The organism is uncultured Mobiluncus sp., from assembly GCF_947087965.1.
Lineage (GTDB): Bacteria > Actinomycetota > Actinomycetes > Actinomycetales > Actinomycetaceae > Mobiluncus.
In genome coordinates, this window is the sequence record NZ_CAMUES010000004.1 from 60,934 (window position 1) to 80,920 (window position 19,987).

The window sequence follows — 19,987 nt, forward strand, 5'->3', positions numbered from 1 at the left end:
GGACGGGCCAGCGCACTTTCAACCTGCCAGCCCGCCCACCCACTCTTGTGCACAAAAACCTGAAAAGAGCGTGGAAATCTGGAATAATGGTCGGGTCAGCATCGTTGCTGACAAATTTCATATCCAGCCTTTACAACGGATCGTCCGGCGCGTACCTGCCGGTGAAGGGATTATTATTATGGCAACTGTCACTTTTGACAAAGCAACACGTATCTATCCGGGCAACACTACCCCATCGGTGGATGAGCTCAACTTGGAAATTGCCGACGGCGAATTCCTGGTTTTGGTCGGCCCCTCCGGCTGCGGTAAATCCACCTCGCTGCGGATGCTGGCAGGTTTGGAGGAAGTCAACTCCGGACGCATCCTGATTGGCGACAAAGACGTCACGGATGTACAGCCCAAAGACCGCGATATTGCGATGGTGTTCCAAAACTACGCTCTGTACCCGCATATGACAGTGCGGGACAATATGGGTTTTGCTCTGAAAATCGCGGGCACCCCGAAGGACGAAATCGCTAAGCGCGTAGAGGAGGCCGCCAAGGTTTTGGACTTGACCGAATACCTGGATCGTAAGCCGAAGGCTCTGTCCGGTGGTCAGCGTCAGCGCGTCGCGATGGGCCGAGCTATCGTGCGTAAACCCCAAGTGTTCCTGATGGACGAACCGCTGTCGAACTTGGATGCGAAACTGCGTGTGCAAACCCGCACCCAGATTGCCTCCCTGCAGCGCAAACTGGGGGTTACCACCTTGTACGTGACCCACGACCAAACCGAAGCCCTGACGATGGGCGACCGGATTGCCGTACTCAAGGACGGGATTTTGCAGCAGGTCGGTTCTCCAGATGAGCTCTATCAGCACCCCGAAAATGACTTCGTGGCTGGCTTCATCGGATCACCTTCCATGAACTTGCGCAAGTTTAAGGTGGAAGGCGACAAGGCGGTGCTTTACGGCGCTTCCCTGCCGATTTCCGCAGAGCAGCGCAGCGCCCTGACTGAAGCTGACGGTGGCGAGGTCACGATTGGGTTCCGTCCTGAAGATTTGGAAATCACCACCGATACCGGCGATGGCGTGATGCCCATTGTGGTGGACATCATCGAAGAACTCGGTTCGGACGGCTACGTGTACGGCCACCTCGATGGTGCGGAACAAGGGACTTCCGGTTCAGTCACGGAAGATCACCTGGTGGTGCGGGTACCTCCGCGTACTGCTCCGAAGCCGGGCAGCGTCATGAATGTGCGGATTACCCCAGGTCACCAGCACGTCTTTAGCGCCGCGACCGGCAAGCGCCTGCCCGACTAAGTAACCCGCCGGGTTGCCGGGTCTGTGCATCAGGCTTAGGTGGGCCGGTCAATGCAAAAGGCCGGGTTGCCGTGTCTGCGCCTCAGGCCGGGTCACGTTTCGGCGAATAACGCAAACTCATCTGGGTGGTTCCCGCTAACTGGGCGGGAACCACCCGTGTATTTCCGCCTGAAATCTTCGCGCCTACCCTGGCCCGATTCGGATTTTCCTAACGATTTACGCAACGGCCGGAAATGTTAAATTTAGTTGCCGTTTATGAGTGAAACATGTAAATTTGAAAATAGTTTTGCTGGTGGTTGGCAGTTTTCAGTGTCACCCCATCACAACTGTGAAAGCTATTTGAATAAACCCCCTCAACTGGCAGGTAATCAACACCACCAAAACCCAACCACCTGCCGGTTGAAACTGGGCGATTCTGGATTCCAGAATCGCCCAGTTTTTTCTGAACCATCAGTTGTCCCGGCCAGCTACGCCCCACCCAGAGCCCCGGATTCGCCAGCGGCCCGTTTGCCCCTCAGTCAGCGGCGTGTTTATCCAGGAATTCGTAGACCTCGCGATCGTCCACGCCGGGGAAAGTTCCCGGCGGGGTCGCCGCCAGCAAATGCGAGTGAACCTTGACGGAAGGCCAGGCGTAACGCGCCCATTTGGCCTGTAAATCTGCGGAAGGCTCCCGGCAGCAAGTCGCGGCGGGACAGCTGGATTGGAAACGCCGCGGGGTGTCCCGACCGCGAAAGAACTGGGCGTGTTCAAAGGGAGTGCCCACCGAAATCGAAAAGTCCCCTGCTCGGTAGTGTTCCAGCTTGGACACCGACCAATAGGTACCAGTAGGGGTGTCCGTGTATTGATAATACGGAGCTGCCGGGTCGATTTGTGCAAACAGCTGGCGAGCTCCGAATTTGCGGCACGCCAGCTGCCCTTCAATCGAACCATCATTATGCGTGGGAAACACTACACCATCGTTGGCATAGGCCTTATAGATAGTGCCGTCCGTGCCAACTCGCAAGAAGTGCGCCGTAATGCCCAAGTGCCGGGTCGCCAGGTTCGTGAACCGGTGGGCGGCGGTCTCATAGGTAACGGCGACCCGGTCCGACAGATCCAAGATGGACAAATCCCGACGCCGCTTGTCCTCCATCAGCTGGGCGACAGTGGCGGTTTCCGGCATCAGCACAGCCGAGGCGAAATAGTTAGCCTCGACCCGTTGGCGCAAGAACTCGTGGTAGGACGTGGGTTTGGGATGATTTAACGCCTGGTCCCCCAGGGCACGAAGAATCAGGTTGCGTTGGTCGCGATCGCGGGCTTCCAGGGAGTTCAGATAAATTCGCTGGTGTTTCAAGTCGGTGATGGAACGCGCCCCGCGCGGCAAGTCGGGTAGCTTAACTATGGAAAATCCCAGGTAGTTGGCGATTTCTTCGACTCCGGATTGCAACAGCGGCCCGCCGGTGAAACCGGTCGCCTCGGTGATTTCCGTGGCGAGCTGTTCAATATCAGCCAGGTAGTTGTCTTTGTGGTGCATCTCGATATGCAGCTGTTGATTGGCTTTCCGGGCCGCCTCGGGGGAATCCAGACTGATTTTCGTGATTTGCCGCAGTTTCCGGTGCGTTGCGACCAGCGCTTTCAACGCGTCGTGAGGCAGCCGCGGACCAATATGCACTTGGGGAATGCCCATTTTGACCGCCTCCGCACTGGTCTGGCACTCGTTCAGTTCCAGTTCTAGCGCGGCTCTCTCGTTGGGCGGACTGGGCTGCATCAACGTTTCGACACTGACCCCCAACGCCGCCGCAATGGCAGTGAGCAGGCTCAATCTCGGTTCGCGTTTGCCGTTCTCGATTTGGCTCAGAAGGGAGGTGGCGCGCTTGACCCGTTCCCCCAAGACGGTCAGGGTCATGCCTTGGCTGGTGCGAGCGTAGCGAATCCGGGCTCCCAAGGTCGCTAAATCGATATCGTGGTGGCGTTTACCCACTTCAGCCGGGGGCAAGGGGGCAGGGATTTCACCGCGTACGGGCTTTTTAGTGGTCATCAGCGCACCTCTAAATTCTTCCCCGCGAAGGGGACGCTCTTTCTCACTTATGTGAAAGTTTAGGATTTTTTCACATCCCAATTTTACGCATTAGGGGTCAAGTAAAGCATTTTTTTATCTTATTGTAAACATTTGTATTTTTTTACACTATTTTGCCTTGAAAACGCCGACAAACCAGCACCACAATAAAACTAATAAAAGTTTTCACTCAATGGCGAGCCTACAACCCCCGTAAGTTCACACCCTGAGTGCCCAACAAGTTAGGAACCGCAAAATGACCGAAACTGCTGAACAACGCATTGCCCGTGTAGGCGCCGAAATCGACAAAGACTGGAAGACCAACCCTCGCTGGAAAGGGGTCGTGCGCGATTACACCGGTGAACAGGTCGCTCGCCTCCAGGGCTCCCTCACTCAGGAACACACTTTAGCACGGCTGGGCGCTGAGAAACTCTGGAAGGCGCTGCACGAGAACGACTACGTGCACGCTTTGGGCGCCATTACCGGTAATCAGGCCGTAGAAATGGCCAAGGCCGGTTTGAAAGCTATCTACCTGTCCGGCTGGCAGGTCGCTGGCGACGGCAACTCTGCCTCTGAAACCTACCCCGACCAGTCCCTTTACCCCTACGATTCGGTGCCGAAGATGGTCAAGCGGATTAACAATGCCCTGGTGCGCGCCGATCAGGTGGATTACTCCGAAGGCAAGTCCGATGTGGACTACTTCCTGCCTATCGTGGCTGACGCGGAAGCTGGTTTCGGCGGCCCGCTGAATGCTTACGAACTGGCCAAGCATCTGATTGAGGCCGGTGCTTCCGGGATGCACTACGAGGATCAGCTGTCCTCGGCAAAGAAGTGCGGTCACTTGGGCGGCAAGGTGTTGATTCCGACCCAGCAGCACATCCAAAACTTGAAGGCGGCCCGTTTGGCGGCTGACGTGGAAGGCGTGCCGACCTTGCTGGTGGCTCGTACCGACTCCTTGGGCGCGAACCTCATCACCTCCGATGTGGACGAAACCGACAAGCCGTTCTTGACCGGCGAGCGTTCCCCCGAAGGCCACTACTACACCACGGCAGGCGTGGACGTGGTTATCGCGCGTTTACTCGCTTTTGCCCCCTACGCAGACTTGCTGTGGGTCGAGACGAACACCCCGGATCCCGACGTCGCCCGCAAGGTCGCCGAAGCGGTCAAGGGCAAGTACCCGGACAAGATGCTGGCCTACAACTGCTCGCCGTCCTTCAACTGGAAAGCCAACCTGTCCGACGATCAAATCGCTTCCTTCCAGAAGGACTTGGGCGCGATGGGTTACGCCTTCCAGTTCATCACTCTGGCGGGCTTCCACCAGATCAACTACGGCATGTTCGACCTGGCCTACGGCTACGCTCGCGAGGGCATGAGCGCCTACGTGAAGCTGCAACAGGCCGAGTTCGCCTCCGAATCTCGCGGCTACACCGCCACCAAGCACCAGCGTGAGGTTGGTGCGGGCTACTTCGACTTGGTGTCCACCACCGTGAACCCCGAATCCTCCACCTTGGCGCTGAAGGGTTCTACCGAAGAAGCCCAGTTCTAATATCGTTGCGAATTCAACCCCCAAACCGGGCGGCGTCCTCGATTACGAGACCGTCGACGCCGCCCGGTCACCCATCTATTGAGACATAGAAAAGAGACACACATGGAACTCCGTCCTGTGAAAGTGGTTCATCCGGTTGTCGACGGCACAGAAATTGTAGCTGAGCGCGAGGACGAAATCCTCACCCCGGAAGCCTTGACTTTCCTCAAAAAATTGCACGTGAATTTTTCCGGGCGTCGCGCCGAGTTGCTGCGTGACCGCCACGACCGCCGTCAGCAGCTGGTCAATGGGCGGCTGCCGCGCTTCTTGGTAGAGACCAAGGGCGTGCGCGAGGACGACTCGTGGAAAGTCGCCCCACTGGGTCCCGGCCTGGAGGATCGCCGGGTCGAGATGACCGGCCCGACCGACCGCAAGATGACTATTAACGCTCTAAATTCCGGGGCTGCCGCGTGGATGGCGGACTTCGAGGATGCCAACACGCCCCACTGGGAAAACGTCATTGGCGGCCAGGTCAACCTGCGTGACGCGATTGCGGGCACCATCACTTTTGATTCTCCGCAAGGCAAGCACTACGAACTAAAGGAACGCGACATCACCAAACTGCCGACCCTGCTGGTGCGTCCGCGCGGCTGGCACTTGGTAGAAAAGCACATTATGGCTGGTAGAGAGCCGATGGTGGGCGCCTTGGTGGACTTCGGTCTGTACTTTTTCCACAACGCCAAGACGTTGATTGAAAAGGGCCGCGGGCCGTACTTTTATCTGCCAAAGATGGAGTCTCACCGCGAGGCGCGCCTGTGGGCTGACGTGTTTGCTTACGCCGAAGAGTACGTGGGGATTCCTCACGGCACAATTCGTGCCACCTGCTTGATTGAGACCATCATGGCCGCTTTCGAGATGGAAGAAATCCTCTATGAACTGCGCGATTACAGCGCCGGGCTGAACGCCGGACGTTGGGACTACATTTTCTCAATCATTAAGAAGTTCCGCGATTCCGGCTCCAAGTACATTCTGCCGGATCGTGCTTTGGTCGGCATGACTGCCCCGATGATGCGCGCCTACACCGAGTTGTTGGTGAAAACGTGTCACAAGCGCGGGGCGTCGGCTATTGGCGGGATGTCCGCCTTTATCCCTTCGCGTGACGCGAGCGAAAACGCTGAGATTGAGCGGAAAGTCCGAGCTGATAAGTCCCGCGAGGCCGCCGATGGTTTTGACGGTTCATGGTGCGCTCACCCCGGCATGGTGCCCTACATTCGCGATGAGTTCGACAAGGTTTTGGGCACGAACCCGAACCAAATCTCGAAGCAGCGTCCCGAGGTGAACGTTACGGCAGAGGACCTGTTGAACGTGTCTGCTACCGAGGGTGCAGTGAGCGAAGCGGGTGTGCGCACCAACATTTCGGTTTCCTTGCGCTACCTGGAATCTTGGCTGGGCGGCAACGGCGCGGTCGGTATTTTCGGCCTGATGGAAGACGCCGCGACCGCCGAGATTTCCCGCGCCCAGATTTGGCAGTGGATTCACAACCGCGTCAAGCTCGATGACGGCCGCGAGGTTACCCGCGAACTGTGCCAGTCCCTCATGGATGAGGAATCCGCGAAGTTCAAGGCTGAAATCGGGGATGACCCGCAGCGTCAAGCCAACCTGACCCGCGCGGTCCAGATTTTCAGCGACATCTCGCTGCAGGATGAGTTCCCGACTTTCCTGACCGTTCCGGTTTACGCCAACTACGTGGCCTAACGCCGCGGACGACGCAAAAACCACAAAGAGCCGGTTTTGTACTGTTTGGTACAGAACCGGCTCTTTGCTATTTCGCACTAAACCCTGGATTAGCGCAGGGCGCTATAGATTTCACCACGTACTTTCTCAGTGACCGCGGCTTTCCCTCCGACCACGTCAACCTTGCGCACGCTGGCTCGATTCCGAGTCAGGAACTGGGTAGTGGGTTTGGTTAGGGTGTCCGTCCTGGTCAGCACCAGAGGTGAACCGGTCCGGGCGGTTAGGGAAGCCGCCAGGGTCGCATCGGGGAAGTCCTTGCCGGTCGCAACGGCAATTCGACCCGGATTCGGCGGGAAGTACGCCGAGGCGACCTTTTCCGCGGTTTCGTAACGGTCGACACCGACTTGCTTCTCATCGAGATGCACCGACCGCTCGGCAGCCGCTACTGCCGGCCCACCCACTGCAACAACCTTTGCCGCCTTGGCGGAGTTCATCCAGCCTTGGCTGGTTCCATCCACCGTCCGGCGCGGAGTGAGCAACACCACGCCAACATTCTTGATGGCCGCCGACGAAGCACTCAAAGCGTCCGGGTAGTCAACGCCGGTCGCCAGGTACACGTCGGATTTATCCTGGCCACGTGCCGCCAACAGGTGATCAGCGACGGCTCCCGCGGTACGATAGCGGTCCTGGCCACCCAGGCGCTGTACCTGGAATCCGGCATTTTGCAGCTGAGATGCCGCCCCGGCGCTGATGGCACCGGGATTACCGACCAAGATAACTTTCGTAAATCCGTGGGTCCGCAAAGCATCCACAACCCGACGCGGGACTTGTTTAGTCGGAGTCATCAGGATAGGCGCGTTGTAGTTAGCTGCCAAAGGACCGGCGACCAAAGCGTCAGGATAGTCGTCGTCGCGCACCAAGACCGCCGTATCTGACCACGGCAAGCTCACCTTGCCCGCGTAATCAGCGTAAGCCACCGTCAGGTTGTTCGCCTCGGTCGGGGTCGAGGACTTGGCGCTAAAGAAGTCCAGCACTGCCAGAGACGTGTCGATTCGGTCATTCCCTCCGTGACGGACCACCAAGGTGTCGAGGTCACGCACCGGATACGTGATGCCGGTAGACGGGCTGATGGGTGCCACACCGGGACGCGGTTCCGGAGTCGTGGTGGGAATGGGTGTGGGGTTAGTCGGCTCTGGCACAGGCTTTTCCTTCACCGTAAAGGTCACGTTACGGTAGAACGGGATGGCCACGCCCGGCAGGGTGACGCGAATCACGGCTGTATAGGTGCCAGGACGCGCCGTGTCCTTGAGTGTTACCACACCCGAGTTCGGGTCGAAGGTGAATAGGTGCTCGTTGCCGGGTGCTATGGTACCGGACAGTTCCGCCTTGCCGCTTCCGGTATAGACCGGTGAAGAGGAGGCGCTGGTGCCTTCCGTCACCTCCGGGACTTTGATGTCCGTGGTGACGGGGGCGGCGTGCAGGGGGATGTTGACCGTCTTGGTGACCTTGTAGAGGCAAATAGCCGGTCCCGGTTTGTTCTGGCCCGGGCCATTCGGATCCATGTTGCAAGCGGTCTTATCCCACACGGTGATGGTGACCGGGATGTTTCCGCCCGAGGCTTTCGCGAGGTCGTCTGCGGTGGGGGTCCACTTGAGTTTCACCTGGTTACCAGTGGTCACCAAGTCCATATCTCCGACCTTCGCCTTATTTTTCGGGTCAGAGGCATCGTCCACCGGATGCTTCGGATCCCACAGTTGGAACCAGTAGCTCCCCAAGCCGCCCTGAGCCAGGACCGGCTTGGAAATTTGGAGATAATCCAGTCCCACGACCGCCGGGTTCATCGGTTCCACGCTCAACGCCAGGTTGTAGGGCGGAATATGCAGGGTGTGGGAAATAATCTGGGTTTGACCGTTGGGCAGGGTGATTCGGTAGGACAACTGGTGATCCCCGGCAGCACTCGGAGTTGGGGTTCCCGAAACTGCAATAGAGCAACTGCGCGGGTCGCCGCTAGTGGCACAGTTCAAGCCCGTGACCCTGAGTCCGTCGATACTGGTGTCAGTAAAGTTAGCTCCATTAGGGCTATTAAGGCTGAACTTGCAGCTAGTCCCCGTACAGGGAGTGCCGTCCGAGTTCAGTTTCGTAACCGTAATAGGTTTGCTGGCGTTGTCTACCATATCGGCTGGAATGGTCGTTCCAATTAACGTTGCAGGGTTTGAGGTCGGAGCCAGTTCATTGCCAATCTTGGCATCAGTAGTGCCGCCGTTTCCACTGTCGATAGTTACGCGGCGCTTGTCGGTGACGTTCACACTGACCACAGCGGGTTTCGGGGCATTAACCCCATTGGGACCGACATACCACACGCAGAACTGCAGCGTTTGCCCTGCCGCGTCGACCGGAACTGCGGACACGCCACTGGCCAGGGAAATCGCCCCGTGGGCGTCGAGCGTCAACCAGGTCGGCATGGAACCCGTGACGGAACACCCACCCGGCGTGCCAAGTGCGCCGGTTGGCTTACCCGTAGAGAAGCCATGCTTACCGGCAGCGGTCTGCTGTCCTGATGGCAAACTGCCGATGTCAACCCGCGGGTTTTGCGGATCCTCTGCTACCAGCTGGGTGGACCCGCTCAACGAAGCCGCACCTACAGTCGTGTTAATGGTGAGGTCATAGACCTGCGGGGGACGCTGGTCGGCAATGTTCACCGTGATAGCGGCCTTCTTGGTGCGCGGGGTCGTGTCGGAGTCCGCGACCACGAAATTCCCTTCCGCGCTACCGCCAGGGATCGGAGTACCGTGGATGTTGCCTTCGGAGTCCAGCACCAGTCCGGTGGTGCCGATTGGGTAGCACGCGATCGGCTTGCTGGTCGTGCTTTTTACACCCACGGGGCAAGGTACGGGGGAAACCCGGTTTCCACCCTTGTCCTCGACGTAATAGGTGTATGGTTCTTCCCCTTTCCCTCCTGTAACTTCCAGTTTCGTACCGGTCAACTTGTTGCCGTCAGCAATGGTGTTTACCTCGATTTTTTGCGTGCCATCCGGGTTGGTTTCCACCTTGACGTTGGTGCTGTCTTTGAAAACCAGGTCAGTTTCGATTCGCAACGGCAGTGTATGTTCCACGCTCTGACCCGCGCCACCACTCACGGTGACTTTGACAGTGGCGTTGCCGTCATAAGTTTGGGTCGGGGCACCAGAAATCGTGACCGTACCTCCGGCGCAGGTGACCGCAAGTCCGGCTACCGGCGGGATGAGTTCACACTTCGCAGTAGTATTACCGGGACCGTCATAGGTACCGACATCAACCTTTGCACTACAAGTCCCATTGTTAGGCTTTTCTCCTGTGGTGGAGCCGTAACAGATGCCTTTCTTGCCGTCAGGCAGTTTGTTATTGGGCAGGGTCAGGGTCAGTTTCTTTTCCACCGTGATAGAGAAAGTCTTTTTGATTAGCTGGCCGGAGCCGTCAATGACCAAAACCTGAGCAGAATAGGTGTCAGCCGTGACATTATCAGGGATAGACCCGGAGAGTTTCCCATTAGAGAGCATAAACAGACCCTTGTAGTTTGCCGGCACCGGATTGTTCCAGGTATTAGCTGGAATATTGCCACTCAAGCCGGGAATGGGGAAACACTTCGGGCGAGTACCCTGCTTAATCTCACCCTGCGCTTTGCAATACACCGGGTCAATACCCTTGTAGCCGGTATAGCCGGGTCCGCCATTGAACTTGGCTTTCGCGTCAGCGTCCGCCGCGGTCCGAATGTTAGCATCTTTTGTGGCCAGGGAGGTGCTGAGGCTGCCGTCCCCACCCTTGGCCTCGGCATAGTAAGCCGGATAAGGCGCACCTGGCACCCCGACCGTATCCAACTTCACCGGGTCGTCCGCACTGTTGAACGGCGGGCCAGCCCATTCCAGCTTTTGCACCACCGGGATATTCACGGTGGCGCTGCGCACGATTCCGTGTCCGTCAGTAACTTTCAGTTCGACCGCCAGGGACGTGGTCCCCTCGGGGATAGCCCCAGTGTTCATGGATTTCAGCGTCAAGGTTTGTGCCATCTTGGACTGGTCTCCATTTGGCATCGCCGCAGCCGTAGCAGGTGTGGCCGTGAGAGTCAGACCGTGACTGGCTACCTCTGCATTCGAGCGGTCACGCTTGTATGCCGTGACCTTCACAATCTCGTACTTTGCCTTACTATCCAGGGCGTAGGTGCCGTCCCAGGCGCTAGGGTTGTTGATTAGGGCCGTTCCTGCTTGTGCCGTTGACGTAATGGTTCCGCGGTAGTCTACTGTGCCGACCGAGGAAGCGTATTTCCCACCATCGGCGCGAATCATGCCGGTAGGAGTGCTGGTGTTTAGCTGGAGCGGAGAAGCAAACACGCGCAGCGGTATCGACTTACTGGCGGTGAGGCCAGTCGAGTCGCCGTTGGGTTTCTTGGTGTTTGCCGTAATCGTGAGGGTAAAGTCCTGTACCCCGCTGAAATCTTGGGTGGCGTAGTCGACAATGGTGCAATCCGTTGGGGTGTCACACGTGTAAGCCCCGTTGGTGTCCTTGGCAGCTTCGCTGTTAACGGACATAACTTTGAACTGTTCGGGCAAGCCAGCAATCTTTACCGACTTGAGCGGTGCCGCCGTGGAGTCTTTGCTTGGGTCGACCAACCACGTCATCACCGGAATGCCCGGTTTAGAGTTATTGCCCAAAGTGACGTTGGTGAAGTCCAGGCCTTGCCAGGCGTAGCGTTCCCGTTCACTCGTATTGAACTTCGGCTGACGGCTATCGGTGACGATGAAAGTGAAATCTTTAGTCGTGGTTAAACCATTGTGGTCCGTGACTTTAACCTGGCAGGTCGTGGTTCCGCCCTCAGTAAAGGCGTCTGCGGACACCTTAATCGTGGCGCCGTCCGCCGTCACCTTGTCATTGTTCGGGTCGCAACTCGTTAGTTTGACCGTGTCAATCTTTCCAGACCCGCCGGTCACCCCAATACTGATGTCTGCCGCTTGCCCGACCTCGACAGTGGCACTGGGTACCGTAATAGCAGGCACGCGGGTATCTTTCACGGTGAAGGCAACCGTCTGAGGACCAATCTGGTCACCACCAGCATTATCCTGGAGCATAATCGGGTAGTTACCCAGGTTAAAAGTGCCGTTGGTGCCCTTTGTATCGGGCTTTCCGGGTTTGAGGGTGCCCACGAGTTTCCCGTCAGGGGTCAAAGCCAGGCCGGTATCGTCCAGCGGATAGTTCCCCTGCGAATCAGGCTGGACGTTCTCAATGGAGTACTTCCCGGTCGCCACTGTGTCCCCGTTAGCGTTCTTGATTTCCGGGACGGGCAACACCTGGTTGCTGTCGGTCTTAACCGTGCCGTTAGCGTCCAGATTTGGTGTGCTGGCATCAGATGGAACGTTAAAGCTGTTCGGTTTGGAAAATGCCGAAGCCACCCTAATCTGGAAATGCTTGGTAATCGGATTGCTGCCCGGCGCACTGGAAGCCACCGTCACAGTAACATCCTTGATTTTTACCGGCTCCGTCGGCGTACCGGAAATCTCTCCAGTCTGAGGATTAATGGACAACCCCGCGGGCAAACCAGACGCCGAATAGGTAAACTTGGCTTTCTGGCACACTCCAGACGTGTCCAGCCCATAGCAGCTGTCCCCGCTACCCTCTGTCGGAGTAAAGGCAATAATTTCACTACCAGCGTAGAAGCTATGGCTGTTCGGATTTGGCTCCTTTGCGGTGAACTTTTTATTCACCGGGATTTTCACTTCGACCTGTTTTTTCCCAGATTGCGGAGAGGAGCTATCCGTCAGGGTAAATTTGGCCGTAGCCACACGTTCAGCCCCATCCTCGGGCACACCCGAGAGGCACACATCGTTATTACTGACTTCCAGCTTCATACCATTAGGCACGTCTGAAATATTGCTAATTCTATATTCCGGTTTTCCACCGGAAACCCCCAAACATTGCGAGCCGTAAGCTTCGCCAATGGTGGCGGTGGGCATAATGGTCTTGGCTACCGACAATCCCTCGCCAATATGCAGGGTGCGGGTGAGGGTTCGTTCCACCCCGTACGCATCCTTGACGGTAATCGTCACAGTATTATCGCTGGGAACAGTCGGTACTGTACCGGTCAGTACAATATCTTCGCCATTAGCGGCAAGTTTATAGCCAAGGCCACTCGGCAAACCGGTCACACTAACCAGGTCGTAGGGCCCGGTCCCGCCGCTCACGGTCGCTATAGTGGCTGGTTCACCCTCATTTAGCTTCCGGTCTTTGCTCAGAGTCCCGGCATTAGCTTCCGTCACCGCCAAGTCAGACGCCGTCACGACCAGGTTTTTCACGATGGTGGTGGTTTTGCCGTTTTCAGCGGTGGCGATAATGGTGATGGGGTAGGTCCCAGATTGCCCAGAAGCAATCTTATTGGGCGAAAGCTTGCCGGTGGCGGGGTCGAAGGTTACCCCTTTGGGTAGTGGCCCCTCAACATTCCATTTTTTAATCTTTGGCCCGTATTTGGTCGTACCCTGAGGCAAATCTGTCCAGCCCTTGACATCCTGACCCTCCTTACCAGTCAAGTTTCCACTAGCAAGGCTACTCAAGTCCGGGATTCGGTTGTCCTTGACCGTGTACTTAATGGTGGCAGGCTCGCTGACGTTACCGTTCGCATCCGTCACCGTCACGCTAAACGTGCCGCCCTCCGCGCTCGTGACATGGCCAGGGCCGGGCGTTGCTGTAACGGTCAGTACATTATTTTCTAAGGCTAGTGTCATCCAGCCAGGCATGCCGGTGGGAGTCACGCTCGCATATTGCCCGGAGCCGTCGCTAACCGGTATAACCTGGCTCACTTCTTTGTCGACCTCGGCGTTTATCGTGGTCGCGGTAACCACAGGCTTACGGGTGTCAGCGATAGAAAACACCAGGTTGGATTTCTTGGTCTGAGCCGGAGAATCCGAATCGGTAACGCTCACCACCACGGCGGCGCTGGCACCGGGCTTCGGAATACCCACGAGCTGACCCGTGGACTTGTTTAGGAACAAACCAGTGTCCCCCAGGGCACAGTTGCCGGACGCATCGGTATTGTCGCAGGGTACAGTCAGATAAGTGTACAGACTGACTCCGCCCGTAACCAAAGACGGGAGCGTCAATGAGTTGCCGGTAACGGCGGATTTGTCCAAGTTAATCCCAATAGTGGGCAGATTATTGTCAATACTGTCCGAAACCTTATCCCAGGTCGTTTGGTCGATATTGTCAGGTTTCGCGTTACCGGAAGTTTGTTTCAGGGTCACGCCCCCAGGCACGCCCCTCGGATTATCGATAAATTTCAGGTCGGTGGCTACCGGGATAAAAGCTTCTACGGTGACGGTCCGTCCCGCCGCCCCAGTCACGTAAATGTTCAGGGAGGACCCGGGCGCCATCGTCTTGGGCCAGGTTCCGGTCAAACAGATGTCTTCACCCGCCTTGGTGGTCGGGGCGCCATCACACCAATCAGCTTTTAGTTGCTGGTCGGGATTGGTAACCCCGTCGTTATAGGCGTCCAGCCCTTTCACCCACAGATTGAGGTAAGGCGTAGCGCCGCCGGACACGGTGGCGATTTTAAGTTTGTTGCCCTCGCCGACTGACTGGTTCTTTTCACCCTTGCACACGTAGTTATCATGCTTATCGGGTCCGCTCGTGGGCTTCACGCACGTGGTAGCGAGCTGCAACAGCGGGTGAATGACCAGCGTTTTCTCTGCATCTGTGGGCAGGCCAGCTTTATGCTGGGCGCTGTCGGTGACCTCCAGTTTAGACAGGTCAATAGTGCCCGCCACCTTTGGAGTTCCGGTGACACGCCCGTCACGTTCCAGGCACAGCCCCGAATCCTTGTTGTCTGTGGTGTACAAGGCCCATCCGGTACAGCTGAGCGGAGCAGTAGCTTTCTGATGTTTAGAGTCTGCCGGGAAACTAAATCCGTAGCTACCACTACCTCCCGAGGCGGTAAACCGGAAGGTTGAGCCGTCCTGTTGCTGATACACCGCCCCTACAGCGGCGCTGGGCAGTTTTTTGTAGCTCGCAAACTCTAGTGGCGGATAAATCGCCGGGGTAAACACCCGGTCGATGCTGACCGCGGCATCGCCCGTTCCGGCGGTCACCCGCAGGGTATAGGTTTTGCCGTCGGTTAGCGCGCCAGGGGGGCAAGTAAGTTTCGGTTTGGAACCGTTGGTATTCACGTTACAGCCGTTGACTGGCTTACCGTCCGAGCCGATAACCTGGTATGTCTTGGTGAGGCCCTCGGCGCCGGTGGCGGGGTTAAAGGTCCACTCATAAGCCTGTTCGGTGGTGCCGCCCGGTGCTATGCCCGGCTCAAACACCAGGGTGGTGGGCGAGACGGTAATTTTCACGCTAAACTCAGCCGACCATTTTCCATTCACACCCAACGCTTTCAAGGGAACCTGGTGTTCCCCGACATCGCCCTTAACCGGGGTACCGGTAAGCGTCCCGTCCGGGTTCAGGGTGACCCCCTTCAGTCCGGGCAATGCTTGCGCCGTGGCGGGGCAGTTAGCCGAGGCGTAGTTTGCGGGCACAAAGCAATTGATTTTGGGGGAATGCTCGGCGTCAACCGCCCCGGTCACTTTCGTCGGGGCAGGACTGGAGGAAACCGGAATACCCTGTTCCAGGCTGATTTCGACAGTGTTATTCGCCTTAGGGGTGCGCTGATCCACCACGTGAATCAGCAACTTTACCTTAGCTTTCACCCCGTTGGCACCGGTGACGTCCAAGAACACAGAGCCACTATTGCCCGCCACAGCCTGATTGGGGGCTATCAGGGTGTACTTGCCGTCAGAGCCGACCGTGAGGGTGACACCATCCGGCAGCACTTTGGTGTCGATTTCATATTTTTGGGGCGTGCCCGAGGGGTCGTTTACCGGCAAGAACCCGGTGACGGTTTCCCCTACGTTTGCCGTGATGGAAGCACCCTCGACCACATTAGGACGCCGTTCATCGACCCGTTTCAGGTTCAAGCCGACGTTTATCGAACATCCACCTGTGCATGAAACCGTGTCAGCATCGGTCACTACCACCTGCAGCTGGGGGAAGTCGGCGGTGCCCATAGTTGCCCCCACCAGTTTGCCGTTGCTATCCAACAACAGGCCGGAAGGGCTATGGGTAGCGTCCGCATTGGGAACCTGGTAGCGACCCCCGGAAGTGGCAGCATCCTGCCAGCTAGCGTTTGCGCTATCGCGATACTGCAGTTTGTAACTGTAAGGCGAGACCCCGCCGGTAATGCCAGCCGCAGAACTCACGTCAAGCAGCGGATTGCTGGAAGTGTAGGTCGCTCCGCCCTGAGCAGTCGCAGACAGGGTATCTGTTGCCGCCTTGAGGTCAGTGTTGATGCGCAGCTGGAAAGTGACGGTAGTCGAGGAGCGCTCCGCCGTAGTGCCGTCTTTGCCCCGCAGGTAAACCTTGACGTCCACCCCACCTGGCGTGGTGGTTTCCAAAGGCTTGCCAGTGATTACACCATCGGCGTCCATGGTCAAACCGGCCGGCAAACCGGCAGCGCTGAAAGTGTAATTCGCGAAGTTCCCGGTACCGCCCGACAGATAGGACTTTACGTCCTGAGGTCCGTAGCTCAATCCTTTCGTACCATCGGGCAGGTCCGTGCTGATGCCCGCTCCGGGGTCGGTGTCAGCCGCGATTTGAGGCAGCAAAGTCATCTTTAGCCAGCCCTCCGACCCGGTCAGGGTGGTCAGGGCTTTCACTTGGGGCAGGGTGTATTTGGCGCCGTTCAAGGTGCGGCCATTTTTGTCGGTATATTTCACCTGCAGGTAATACGTCGTAGCCTTGGACACGTTCGGGGTTCCGGAACAGAGAATAAATTTCCCGCCGCCGGTAGCCGTGGAGGTTTGGGCTGAACAGTTCACCCCGCCAATAGCGTTTGCATGCACCTCGTGATTGTCGCCGTCATAGACCCCCAGAATTTCGGCATTAGCGTAGGTATTGCGAGGCAAAGTAGCACCGCTAACCGTCAATTCATTAGCCGAAGGTTCCCCACCGGAAACCCAAATCACAACGGGAGTTCCGTTCGCGTTCTGGTACTCACTGCCACCAGTGCCGGTGGGCAGCTGGGCGCGCTGCAAAATCAAGGGCGAGCCGGGGTAAATCTCATACTTCACGGCGGGAGTGACCCCACCGTCCTCGTCGGTGGCTTTCACCCAGAAAACGGCGGATTTACCCGCTTGGGTCGTGCCGGTGACTTGGCCGGTCTCCGGGTTGAACTTCAACTCGCTCTCAGTGTTGCCGTTACGCAGGCTCACCATCCCGTCCGTGCCGGGTTCTCGCGCGGCACTGTTGGCAACCGGTTCAGCGTCGAACACCTGATAGGTGAAGTGCCGGCCTTGCCAATCCGGGAAGGGCGAAACCAAACCGGAGTAGGGCACCCCGACGGCGGGGAACTTGTCCAACGGGGAGTACTTGCTCACCTCAGAATCCTGGGTCCCCGGCTCTATCTGCGGTTTTAGTTTCGGCACGACAGTCCAAGGCAGATACTGCACGATGGTGTGTGATTTGCCAGCTTTGTCGGTGAAGGTGAATTTGACCCACAACGAGTGAACCCCAGATTTTTCCGGCGTACCTGTCAACGTGCAGCCGTCACCCGTAGAGGTATCCCGCGTCAGGTTATAGGGTAGGGAATCTTTGGTGGCGGTGGTGTCAATGAGCTTGTCGGAAACGACTTCACACTTGGTGAGCTTGACACCTGTGCTCGCCTTCGGAGCCTGCTGAGTGATTTGGAAATTTCCATTTGTGTTTACCTCTCCGGAACTGATTGCAAGCTGGATAGGCTTGTACAGGAAACTTTGCGAAGCCAGCACCTGCCATTCGGGGTTATCAGTGATGTTTTCAGGAACGACATCGACCCAGTATTCCTTAAAAGTGTCATCAGTCAGTTTCGTGTCAAAGGTCACCGTCCCGCTGCCTTGATTGCCTTCTGGTGTAAATGGTTTGGACTCGATGGGGGTTCCCGAACCGTTATCGCTCAACGTTCCGGTGTACAGGCGCGCCACCAGCGGGGTGTTCAACGGCAACCGACTGTAATCCACTGTGACTGTGTCCCCGTAGAAGGATTGGGTGCCCGCGTCCGAACCCGAATTGGTGCCGTGGGGGTCCAGCTCCATCTGCAGGGGACGCAGCAATACCCGGACGTTATTTGACCAAGTACCCTGCGGTCCGGTCCAACCACGATTCGCACTGCCGAGGGTGGACTCCAGCGGGGTTCCCCAGCTGTCTACCGTGGTGGGGAAAGGGCTCCAATAGCCCATGCGCATTGGCAATCGTTCGAGTTTGACGTTTCCCTTCTCACATCTCCCTTTGAACACCTGGAACTTCATGTTCTTAACATCAACGTCTTGGTTAAAATTAATTTGCCAGTTGGGGGATTTTCCATCGTCATTTTGCACATCCGTAGTGGGGGCGCAGCGGGCTTCAACAACACCGTTTTTATCTTTTATGGCTGCGACCACTACGTAATCGACAACTGGGGTATTAACCGGATAGTCTTCGACGTTGGGACGCCCGACATAAGCGTTGCCACCTCCCCTGTTCAAGGTTTGGTTTTCCCAACGCACGTAACCCTGCAGAGTCTTTTTCTTCCGGGCCGCCGCAGTGGCTCCAGGTGGTGAGGAAAGGGAAGGCTCGATAGTTACCCTGTCTCCGAGATGCAAATCCGCTTGCGAATTTGCGACTTTAATGAGCCCGATATTCATCTGGGATACCTGGGTGGATTTACCGAACGGAGCATATCCCCACTGCATCATCTGGCTGGCAGTCCAGTTGAAATCTTTCCGGGTGGAGTAGCCCTGGATGACCCCGCCGGTTCGCTCCGAAAAAGTCAGACGGTATCCAGGAACCTGTTCGGGGTTAATCCACACCTGCAGACGCTGCGCTTTGCCTTCGCCGGGGCGGAATTGTCCCAGTTCTCCGTTGTAGTCAACGAAGTCGCGCATTTTGATGGCATAGTTCGAGGGCCTGTTAGTTTTCGAGGGGGATGTTGTAGCTGTGGTGGTGGTTTTAAAGATAGGCGACCACGCCCCGTTATTGGCCTGGTAGCGAGCAAATACATGGATATCAGGAATGGGTTCCTCGCCTGCGTCATCAGTCGAACCGGCGCGTTCCCCCGAGAGATAGGTAACGACTTTCCCGGTCACCACCCAGTTATCTTGCGGGGTAGCACCGGATTCAATCGGTTTGCGTCCCTTCATGATCCAAGTCGGCAGGTCAATCGCACCGGGGAACGCGGCACGTTCCTGCGCCACCGCCATAGTTGGAAAAACCAACCCCAACAGGGTCAAAGCCAACGCGGTGCCCGCGACAGTCAAACGACGCAAGATGCTCATCGTTCCCGCCCCCTTTTTCTTTAAAACTTAACTACTTCTCACACTTCAGTATTTATATCGGAACTGCGGGGCGAAATCTTAGGAAAAAGTTGAGTCGTTTTTGGACTGGCCAGGATTTATTCAAAATCCACGACCACCGGAGCGTGGTCGGAGGGCTGTTCCCCATCACGTTCCGCAGTATCGATGAATGCGCCGGTCACACGGGAAACCAGGCGCGGAGTAGCCAAGGCGAAGTCGATTTTCATGCCTTGGTTACGCCGCCAGCGGGCCCGCTGGTAATCCCAGTAGGTCCAGCCGGGAGCGAATTGCCGGGTAATTTCGGTCAGATTTCCGGGCAAACCCGCGATGAGGTCATCGTGGAGGGTGACCGCGTCACCGACCGTTTCGGGGTCCAGGAGCTTGGCAAACACTTGCCGCTCCGGTTCGGAAACATGGGTCGCCCCGGCAAAGTCCGCCATGTCCCACACGTCCTCGTCACAGGGAGCGACGTTGAAGTCCCCCAGGTAAAGCCCCAAACTCTCCGGATCAGTATCCAGAGTGCGAATCACGTGGGAACGCAGGGAATCGAGCCATTTCAACTTGTATTGGTAGTGGGGATGACCGACTTCGCGCCCATTGGGAACATAGAGCGACCAGCACTCCACCCCGGCCACGCGCACCCCCAACACTCGTGGTTCCAGCTGCGGAGGCTTGGGCGGGACAGAAAAGTACGGTTGGGCGATGGCACCGTAAAACTCGGTGCCCAGCAGGTGAGCGCTAATCCCCTGGCGCACCGCCACCGCAACCCCGTTCCACTGATTCAAACCGTTGACAAATACTTGGTAACCTGCGGTTTCAAAAGCGGCGGTAGGGAACTGATCGTTGCGGCACTTGATTTCCTGCATCGCCAGAACATCGATGTGCTCGCGTTCCAGGAACGCCGTCACTCGATTCAGGCGAGTGCGAATCGAGTTCACGTTCCAAGTCGCTATACGCACCGTTACCTCCCTAATAACCAGCCTTTCCAGTCTATCGAATTCCCATTTTCCCTGGGCAAGGATGACCGAATTCGG

6 protein-coding genes are annotated in these 19,987 nt (G+C 57.1%); 3 read left to right on the forward strand and 3 right to left on the reverse strand.

Annotated elements, in window-relative coordinates; genetic code table 11:
* Positions 1–178 precede the first annotated feature (178 nt).
* A complete protein-coding gene (ugpC, locus tag Q0V70_RS05440; protein WP_282922279.1) occupies positions 179–1,297 on the forward strand; it encodes an ABC transporter ATP-binding protein in 1,119 nt (372 codons plus the stop codon).
* Positions 1,298–1,811: 514 nt separating this feature from the next.
* Here ugpC and Q0V70_RS05445 read toward each other — a convergent pair.
* A complete protein-coding gene (locus Q0V70_RS05445; RefSeq protein WP_297589326.1) occupies positions 1,812–3,314 on the reverse strand; it encodes a helix-turn-helix transcriptional regulator in 1,503 nt (500 codons plus the stop codon).
* A gap of 274 nt (positions 3,315–3,588) precedes the next feature.
* On the opposite strand from Q0V70_RS05445, the gene aceA reads away from it, so the two are divergent.
* Both aceA and aceB read left to right on the forward strand, forming a co-directional pair.
* A complete protein-coding gene (aceA, locus tag Q0V70_RS05450; RefSeq protein WP_295026173.1) occupies positions 3,589–4,878 on the forward strand; it encodes an isocitrate lyase in 1,290 nt (429 codons plus the stop codon).
* Positions 4,879–4,980: 102 nt separating this feature from the next.
* On the forward strand, positions 4,981–6,612 hold the full coding sequence (gene aceB, locus Q0V70_RS05455; RefSeq protein ID WP_297589329.1) for a malate synthase A: 1,632 nt from the start codon (positions 4,981–4,983) through the stop codon (positions 6,610–6,612).
* 89 nt (positions 6,613–6,701) lie between these two features.
* Here the strand turns inward: aceB and Q0V70_RS05460 are convergent, their stop codons facing one another.
* Both Q0V70_RS05460 and Q0V70_RS05465 read right to left on the reverse strand, forming a co-directional pair.
* Entirely contained in the window at positions 6,702–18,935 is a 12,234-nt protein-coding gene (locus Q0V70_RS05460) for a cell wall-binding repeat-containing protein (protein WP_297589333.1), read from the reverse strand.
* A 116-nt stretch (positions 18,936–19,051) separates the two neighbouring features.
* Positions 19,052–19,912 (reverse strand): exodeoxyribonuclease III, encoded by an 861-nt coding sequence (locus tag Q0V70_RS05465; RefSeq protein ID WP_297589335.1) that lies wholly within the window; start codon positions 19,910–19,912, stop codon positions 19,052–19,054.
* Positions 19,913–19,987: the final 75 nt, after the last annotated feature.

What these genes read in the sequence shown, in the direction of transcription:
- ugpC (WP_282922279.1), top strand. Translation starts at nt 179, where the DNA reads ATGGCAACTGTCACTTTTGACAAAGCAACACGTATCTATCCGGGCAAC.
- Q0V70_RS05445 (WP_297589326.1), bottom strand. Translation starts at nt 3,314, where the DNA reads ATGACCACTAAAAAGCCCGTACGCGGTGAAATCCCTGCCCCCTTGCCC.
- aceA (WP_295026173.1), top strand. Translation starts at nt 3,589, where the DNA reads ATGACCGAAACTGCTGAACAACGCATTGCCCGTGTAGGCGCCGAAATC.
- aceB (WP_297589329.1), top strand. Translation starts at nt 4,981, where the DNA reads ATGGAACTCCGTCCTGTGAAAGTGGTTCATCCGGTTGTCGACGGCACA.
- Q0V70_RS05460 (WP_297589333.1), bottom strand. Translation starts at nt 18,935, where the DNA reads ATGAGCATCTTGCGTCGTTTGACTGTCGCGGGCACCGCGTTGGCTTTG.